The sequence below is a fragment of the Micromonospora sp. NPDC005206 genome, from assembly GCF_040608175.1.
GTDB lineage: Bacteria > Actinomycetota > Actinomycetes > Mycobacteriales > Micromonosporaceae > Micromonospora.
The window spans coordinates 1-7758 of record NZ_JBEXHU010000058.1 but is presented as its reverse complement, the minus strand read 5'-3'; the positions used below and the strand labels follow the sequence as shown (position 1 = coordinate 7758).

The 7758-nt window shown below is 71.4% G+C and carries 7 protein-coding genes; 5 read left to right on the top strand and 2 right to left on the bottom strand.

Annotation, left to right across the window (positions count from 1 at the left end; translation table 11 throughout):
- Positions 1-1230 precede the first annotated feature (1230 nt).
- The 3 genes from ABZU69_RS36630 (at position 1231) to ABZU69_RS36620 (ending at position 4158) form a co-directional block, all read left to right on the top strand.
- The gene (locus tag ABZU69_RS36630; RefSeq protein ID WP_354968799.1) at positions 1231-1572 is read left to right on the top strand and encodes a hypothetical protein; all 342 of its coding nucleotides are present in this window, start codon (positions 1231-1233) and stop codon (positions 1570-1572) included.
- Entirely contained in the window at positions 1569-2228 is a 660-nt protein-coding gene (locus tag ABZU69_RS36625; protein ID WP_354968798.1) for a nucleotidyl transferase AbiEii/AbiGii toxin family protein, read from the top strand. The genes ABZU69_RS36630 and ABZU69_RS36625 overlap by 4 nt, the downstream gene beginning before the upstream one ends.
- Positions 2229-2367: 139 nt before the next feature.
- On the top strand, positions 2368-4158 hold the full coding sequence (locus tag ABZU69_RS36620; protein ID WP_354968797.1) for a 5'-nucleotidase C-terminal domain-containing protein: 1791 nt from the start codon (positions 2368-2370) through the stop codon (positions 4156-4158).
- Positions 4159-4237: 79 nt separating this feature from the next.
- Here ABZU69_RS36620 and ABZU69_RS36615 read toward each other — a convergent pair whose 3' ends face one another.
- Both ABZU69_RS36615 and ABZU69_RS36610 read right to left on the bottom strand, forming a co-directional pair.
- Positions 4238-4411 (bottom strand): hypothetical protein, encoded by a 174-nt coding sequence (locus ABZU69_RS36615; protein WP_354968796.1) that lies wholly within the window; start codon positions 4409-4411, stop codon positions 4238-4240.
- 117 nt (positions 4412-4528) lie between these two features.
- Positions 4529-5686 (bottom strand): geranylgeranyl reductase family protein, encoded by a 1158-nt coding sequence (locus ABZU69_RS36610; protein ID WP_354968795.1) that lies wholly within the window; start codon positions 5684-5686, stop codon positions 4529-4531.
- A gap of 156 nt (positions 5687-5842) precedes the next feature.
- Here ABZU69_RS36610 and ABZU69_RS36605 point away from each other — a divergent pair, with 156 nt between their 5' ends.
- Both ABZU69_RS36605 and ABZU69_RS36600 read left to right on the top strand, forming a co-directional pair.
- Positions 5843-6079 (top strand): hypothetical protein, encoded by a 237-nt coding sequence (locus ABZU69_RS36605; protein ID WP_354968794.1) that lies wholly within the window; start codon positions 5843-5845, stop codon positions 6077-6079.
- An 84-nt stretch (positions 6080-6163) separates the two neighbouring features.
- Positions 6164-7606, top strand: coding sequence for an MFS transporter (locus ABZU69_RS36600; protein WP_354968793.1), 1443 nt, complete (start codon positions 6164-6166; stop codon positions 7604-7606).
- Positions 7607-7758 lie beyond the last annotated feature (152 nt).

Below are 7758 nucleotides of genomic sequence, written 5' to 3'. Positions count from 1 at the left end.
GAGACCAGCAACAGACAGCATGCTCTTACGAATGATCGTGTTCATGAGAGGTCAGCTCCTTCAGGGGGGTAGACACCCACACGCCCGCTCCGGGGGAACGGCGGCGCGCAGGGTGCGAGCACCTCGTCCGGCGCTTCAACTGCAAGGGGGGAAAGTCTTCAACGTCGGCGGCCTACGGGCGGGGGCTCGTGGCGCCGGGTCTGTGTGTAACGACCGCCGGGCCGGGGGCATTCCGGGGGGTGGCCCATCCATCGGCACCCGGTGAGCGGGGGCTCCGTTCCAGCGGCCCCCGGGTGAGGGGGTGCTGGTGCGGTCGGTCAGGGGTCTGCAACGACCGGCCACCTGCGGGCATTCCAACCCGGGCCCGGCCGCCATCCCAACCCTGCGGGGGCGGGGTGCCGGGCCGTGGTGCTGTGACCGTCAGGGTGTGTAACGACCCCCGGCCCGCCACGATTCCACCCCACGAGTGCAGCCGGTCACAGGCCGGAGTCACCCGATACCGGACATTCGACGCGGAGATTGCCGGCTGTCGCGGGCTCAACTCGACCCGGCTGGGGTTGATCGACTCGGTATCACCGATATCGGGCCATCCGGCCGCCCGGGACACCGCGGCATCCCCGAAATCGCCGACGTCCTCGAAATCGCCGACAACGCTGACATCGCTGACACGCTGACATCGAGTCGACCACCGCGAACGAGGATCAAGCGAACCCCGGGGGCGAGGTGGTCAACGAGCGATATACCTCAGAGGCATATTTATGCCTCACAGGTATACCGCCCACAACAACGACCACCCCCGCGAGAGCGGCGGGGCCGCGTCCACGGCAAGACCGAAATCCCGCCGGACGGGGCTTGCCCGAAGCCGCGCACGGGTCCGAACGGACGGCGACCACCGACGGGGTGGGGCCCGCCGTGCCCGGCGCAGGGATCAAGCCTGACCGCCCGGAGCCGGGCACGGCGGGCCCCACCCCGCACCAACCCGGCACAGCACCAAGACCTCAGCCACGACCGCGCACAAACCCGGCACACCAGCGCGACCCCGCCACGACCGGCGCAACCGCCGCGCGCCAAGCCTGATATTGCCAACGCCCGGACACCCAGCCGCCCGGACACCCAGCCGCCCGGACACCCAACCGCCCGGACACCCAACGCACCCGAAACAGCCACGCCGACAGCAGCGGAGAGAACGCCGTGAGCGACACCAGCACCGGCGAGCGTTACCCTGACACCATGCAGGCCGTCTCCCCCACCACGACCGGCGTGGCCTTCCTGGCCCGCCCGGGTCGCCCCGCCGTGGTGGCGCGGACGCTCGTCGAGCTGGGCGGTCCCACCCGGGGCGTGGTGGAGCTACCGGTACGGCTGATGTGGAACGCCGAGCGCACCTTTGACCTCGGCGACCCCGACCAGTTGCTCTGGATGTACGAGAACGTGCTTCGGGAGACCACCCGCGCCGAAGATCTGCGCGTCCTGATCAACGGGCGGACGTTGCGCCGGGTGTGGCGGCTGTTGAACCTGCCCCGGGGCGTACGCCAGGCGTGGGAGAGCCGGCACAGGGGCCTGCGCGCGGCGTGATCGCACCACACCTGCACGAGTTCTACCGCGAGGTGGCGCGGGTGGCGCTCGCCGCAGCCGGCCCGCACCGCTTCGTGTTGGGCGGCGGGGTGGCCTGGGCCGCGCACGGGCTGGTCGCCCGCCCCACCGAGGACGTGGACCTCTTCGCCGACGTGGAGGGCGCCGCGGCGGCGGCCTCCGCCGGGGTACGCGTGGCGCTGGAATTGGCCGGGTTCACGGTCAGCGACGCCGACCCGGACAGCGACCTCGCCGACCTGTTCGACGGGTACGGGCGGGACATGAAGGACTTCGTGGTGAGCCGCGACGGGCGGCAGATCCGGCTCAGCCTGGCCCGGCTCGACCGGCAGCAGAGCCCGGTGGTGATGGACCTCGGCCCGGTGATGGACGTCCGCGACCTGGTCGCGAACAAGGTCGCGGCGTTGGTCAACCGGCGGGAGGTTCGTGACTTCATCGACGTGGCGGCGGCGCTGGAGCACTACGACGTGACCGAACTGCTGGAGCTGGCCCGGCAGGTCGACCCCGCACTGGATCCGGCGGACGTGCGGGCCGCCGGACGGTACCTGGACCGGCTGCCCGACCAGCGCTTCGGCCGCTACGGCCTGGGCCCCGCGGACGTGGCCCGGGTCCGGCAGCGCCTGGCAACCTGGCCACGCTGACCCTGTTCGCTGACCGCGCCGACCGACCGTTGCGGGGGAATCGGCGGGAACGATGGGGCTGGCGTGGCAAAAGTGACCCTTGCTGGTTATGGTGCGCGAGGCGCCCACGAGGCGCGTCCACCCCATGGAAAGGCACCTCATGACCTCTCCCTCCGGCCCGTCGCGTCGCCAGGTGCTCGCCGCCGCGGCCGCGGCGGCGACCGCACCGCTGATCGCCGCCGCCCCCGCGCAGGCGGCCGGCGCGGCCCGGTCACGCACCTGGGACCTCACCCTCCTGGGCACGTCGGACACCCACGGCAACGTCTACAACTGGGACTACTACCGGGACGCCGAGTACGACGACAGCAAGCACAACGACATCGGCGTCGCGAAGCTGGCTACCCTGATCAACCAGATCCGCGCCGAGCGGCGCGGCAAGGCGACGCTGGTGCTCGACGCCGGCGACACCATCCAGGGCACGCCTCTGGCCACGTACTACGCCAAGCAGGAGCCGATCACCGCCACCGGGGAGAAGCACCCGATGGCCCGCGCGATGAACGTCATCGACTACGACGCGGTGACGCTGGGCAACCACGAGTTCAACTACGGGCTGCCGCTGCTGGACCTGTGGATCCGCCAGCTCGGTTTCCCGGCGCTCGCCGCGAACGCGGTCAACGCGAAGACCGGCAAGCCGGCCTTCCTGCCGTACGTCATCAAGAAGGTCTCTCTCGGTTTCGCCGCGCCGACCCTGCGGGTCGGCATCCTCGGCCTGACCAACCCCGGTGTGGCGATCTGGGACAAGGGCAACGTCGAGGGCAAGCTGCGCTTCGACGACATGGTCGCGACCGCGGCGAAATGGGTGCCGATCATGCGGGCCCGCGGCGCCGACCTCGTGCTGATCTCCGCGCACGGCGGTGACAGCGGCACCTCCAGCTACGGCCCGGAGCTGCCGAACGAGAACCCGGTCGCGCTGATCGCCCAGCAGGTGCCGGGGATCGACGCGATCCTCTTCGGCCACGCCCACAACGAGGTGGTCGAGCGGTTCGTCACCAACGAGCGGACCGGCGCCCAGGTGCTGCTCTCCGAGCCGTCGAAGTGGGGCCAGCGGCTCACCCGGATGGACTTCACCCTCGCTCGCGAGCGCGGCCGGTGGACCATCACCGGGAAGTCCGCCACCATGCTGAACACCAACACGGTGGTGGAGGACCCGAAGGTGCTAGCCGTCGTACGGGCGCAGCACCAGAAGACCGTGGCGTACGTCAACCAGGTCGTCGCGCAGTCCACGGTGGAGCTGTCCGCCGCGGAGTCGCGGTACAAGGACACCCCGATCCTGGACTTCATCAACCACGTGCAGACCGAGGTGGTCGGCGCGGCGCTGACCGGCACCGCGTACGCGGACCTGCCGGTGCTGTCGATCGCGGCGCCCTTCAGCCGGACCGCGGTCTTCCCCGCCGGCGACGTCAAGATTCGCGACGTTGCCGGGCTGTACGTGTACGACAACACCCTCGAGGCGGTCGTGCTCAGCGGCGCCGAGGTGCGTGCCTACCTGGAGTACTCGGCGCGGTACTTCCGCACCCTCGCGCCGGGCGCCCCGGTCGACACGGAGCAGATCAGCGATCCGGCGGTGCCGGACTACAACTACGACGTCTTCTCCGGCGTGGACTACGACATCGACATCTCCAAGCCGGTCGGGCAGCGGATCACGCGGCTGGTGCTGCCCGGCACCGACACTCCGGTGGCGGACAACGCGCAGTTCGTGGTGGCGGTGAACAACTACCGGCGCAGCGGCGGCGGCAACTTCCCCGGCATCGTCAAGACCCAGGTCTACAACGCGCAGCAGGAGATCCGTCAGCTGCTCATCGACTGGGCGCAGGCCAGGGGGACGATCGACCCGGCCGACTTCTTCCAGCCCAACTGGCGGCTGGTGCGCGAGGGCGTGCCGGTCTTCTGACCCAGGCGGGCCGGTCGGCGAACCGGTACGTACCGCGAACGGGCCGTGGGTGGCGACACCTGCGGCCCGTTCCGCGTTCTCAGCCCTGCACGTTCCAGCGGATGGGGTCCTCGGCCTTCTCCGGGCGGTCACGTCCCGGATCGGTCTCGGTCAGCTCAACCCGCTCCTCGGGGCGGACGGCGGGCGGCAGCTCCCCGAACCGGACGTGGCGCAGGAACGCGTACTCATCATCGGTGAACGGCTGCTCGGTCATCGGCGCACCCCCTGCTCCCCCGTCATTGTGTGGCGGTCGGAGCGACCCGCACCAGCAGTCCGGTCGGTGCGATTTCCCTGCCGTTCGGGTGCGGGCCGTCACCACCCGTAGGGCGTCCTAGGATACTGGGTGACCGGGGCGTTGCCGGCGAGCGACGGGTAGTCGATCCAGCACCGCGAGCGCCGCCCGGACCGACCGGCGCGCCAGCATCTCATCGAAGCTCGCCCGGCCCTGACAGAACTGAACGAACATCCGCCACCCCGGCGGGGTCGCCAACAGAGCGTGGAACGCCTCCGGGCGGCGGGTGAACAGCTCCAGCAGGCGGTACCCCGCCCGCATCGACGGCACCAGACGCTCGGCCACCGCCCGCTCGTACCCCGCCAGGTCGCCGTCGGCGACCGCCGCCCCGGCCAGCTCGCCCGAGCGCAGCGCGAAGCTGATGCCCTCCCGGCTCCACGGCTCCAGCAGCCCGGCCGCGTCCCCCACGACCAGCACCCGGCGGTGCCGCAACGGCGAATCCTCGGTACGGCAGCGAGTCAGGTGACCTGAGTCGTGCTCCGCCGGCAGCCCGCTCAGCCCCAACCGGTCGACGAACCGCCGCAGGTAGTCCCGCGTCCCCTCCCCCGCGCCCCGGCCCGCGATCACACCGACGGTCAGTCGATCGCCCTTGGGAAAGACCCACGCGTACGAGCCCGGCATCGCGCCCCAGTCCAGCAGCAGCCGCCCCCGCCACCGCTCCTGCTCCGCTGGCGGCACCGGCACCTCCAGCTCCAGCCCCAGGTCCACCTGCCGGTAGCGGACCCCCACGTGCCGGGCGGTCACCCCGGAGGAGCCGTCCGCGCCGATCACCGCGTGGGCCGTGATCGACGTGCCGTCGGCCAGTCGCAGGCGTACCACCTCGGGGTCCTGTTCGATCGCGCGAACCGCCACCCGCTCCCGCATCTGCGCGCCGGCGGCGACCGCGGCCGCGCGCAGCCGGTCGTCGAACTCCTCGCGGCGCACCATGGTCACCACCGGACTGCCGTGCCGGCGGGTGAACTCACGGCGGCCGTCGCGGGTGAACGTCACCCGGGTCACCCGGTCGTGCGCGGGCACCTCGATCCGGTCCCGCACGGCGGCCAGTGAGGTGCCGATCAGGCCACCGCCGCAGGTCTTGTAACGCGGGTGCTCGGCCCGCTCGACAACCAGGGTGCGGACGCCGGCGCGGGCGGCGGCATGGGCTGCGGAGAGGCCGGCGGGGCCGGCGCCGATGACGACGAGATCCCAGACGATCACGGGTGCAGCCTAGGGCACGTCCGCCATCCGGCCCGGCCGCGGCGCATCCCGCGGGCGGCGCCGACCGCCCGATCGGGTGGGCATCTTCGGTCACGCAGGGGGTAACCGGCGCAGCGCAACCGTCTGCGCAGGGGCGGACGAGCCAAGGAGGATGTCATGCAGCAGGTGCAACTGTCTGAGGTCGAGCAACGGGTGTACCAGGCGGTCACCACGCTCGAAGCGCGCGGCCAGGTACCATACCCGGACCTGATCGCCGAAGAGTCCGGGCTGGCCCAGGAGCAGTTGGACGCACCGCTGCACCTGCTCACCGAGAAGGGCCTGCTGCACCGCGAGGACTCACCGATGGCGGGCCTCGACTTCGGGCCCCGGTTCTGCGCGCGCCAGATGGCGTGACCCGCGGTACGGCCCTCGACGATTCGCCCCCCGGTGACCGGGGTAGCGGTCAGAAGTGATGATCGACGGTCAACGGGGGGCACGATGACAGCGGCGCGCTCGCCGCAGCCGGTCGACCCGGCGGAGAACCGACGACGCTGGCAGGCCGTCGGCGTCGGGCTGGTCGCCGCGTTCATGACGCTGCTCGACGTGAGCATCGTCAACGTTGCCGTGCCGTCCATCGACCGTGCGCTGCACGCGTCCCCGAGCGACCTGCAGTGGGTCCTCTCCGGGTACGCGCTCACCTTCGGCCTGGTGCTGGTGCCCGCCGGCCGCTTCGGTGATGCCCGTGGCCGGCGCAACGCGTTCGTCTTCGGCATCGTGCTGTTCACCGTGACCAGCGCCCTGGCCGGTCTGGCCACCTCCCCGGCATGGCTGGTCATCGCCCGTCTGCTTCAGGGTGCCGCCGCAGGCGTGGTGAACCCCCAGGTGATCGGGCTGATCCAGCAACTGTTCCGGGGGCCCGAACGGGCCCGCCCGTTCGGGGTGCTCGGCGCCACCATCGGTATCTCCACCGCGGTCGGGCCGCTGCTCGGCGGTCTGCTCATCGCGATCGGCGGCGAGGAACACGGGTGGCGGTGGGTCTTCTTCGTCAACGTGCCGGTCGGCATCGTCGCGGCGATCCTCGGCTGGCGCCTGCTGCCCGGCCGGCCCGAGGGCCAGCCGGACCGGCGCCGACTCGACCCGGTGGGCGTCCTGCTGCTCGGCGTGGGCGTGGTGCTGATCCTGCTGCCGCTGGTGCAGGAGCAGCAGTGGCGGACCCCGTGGAAGTGGGCGCTCATCCCGGCCGGCCTGGTGGTGCTGGTTGCCTTCGGGCTCTGGGAGCGGTGGTACGCGCGGCACCGCGAACCGTTGTTCGACCTGCGGTTGTTCAGCTTCCAGTCGTACACCCTGGGGTCGCTCATCGCTCTGGTCTACTTCGGTGGCTTCACCGCGATCTTCTTCATCTTCACCCTCTTCCTGCAGAACGGCCTGGGCTACAGCGCGCTCGTCGCCGGCCTCGCCATCACGCCGTTCGCCCTCGGTTCGGCCGCGGCGTCCGCGCTGGGCGGACGCATCGTCAACCGCTTCGGCCGACCGCTCGTCGCCATCGGCCTGCTCGGCGTGGTGATCGGGCTGGCCGCGACGGTGGTCGCGCTGCGCCTCGCTCCGGACGCCCCGGCGCCCTGGGTCACCGCCGCTCCGCTGCTCGTCGCCGGCGTCGGCAGCGGCCTGGTGATCGCACCCAACCAGACCCTGACGCTCGCCCAGGTACCGGTACCCCAGGCGGGCAGCGGCGCCGGCATGCTCCAGACCGGTCAGCGGATCGGCGCCGCCGCCGGCATCGCCGCCGTCGGCTCGATGTTCTTCTCGTCGCTGGCCGACAACCACGGCAACTGGACCAAGGCCTTCGAATACTCGCTCACACTGGCCACCGGGATCATCGCGCTCGCGCTGATTGCCGCGCTGATCGACATCCTGCGCACGCGCAACCACACCAGGGACTGACAACCCGAGGGGTACGCCACCAGCGGCCGGTCGTGGGTATGCCGCTGGCCGGCACCCGGGTGGGGTGCCGGCCAGCGGTCGATGTCGTGCGGTGGTGCGGTGGGTCAGCTGTTCCAGTGCTGGGCGACCAGGTCGGTGGCCTGCTGCTCCCA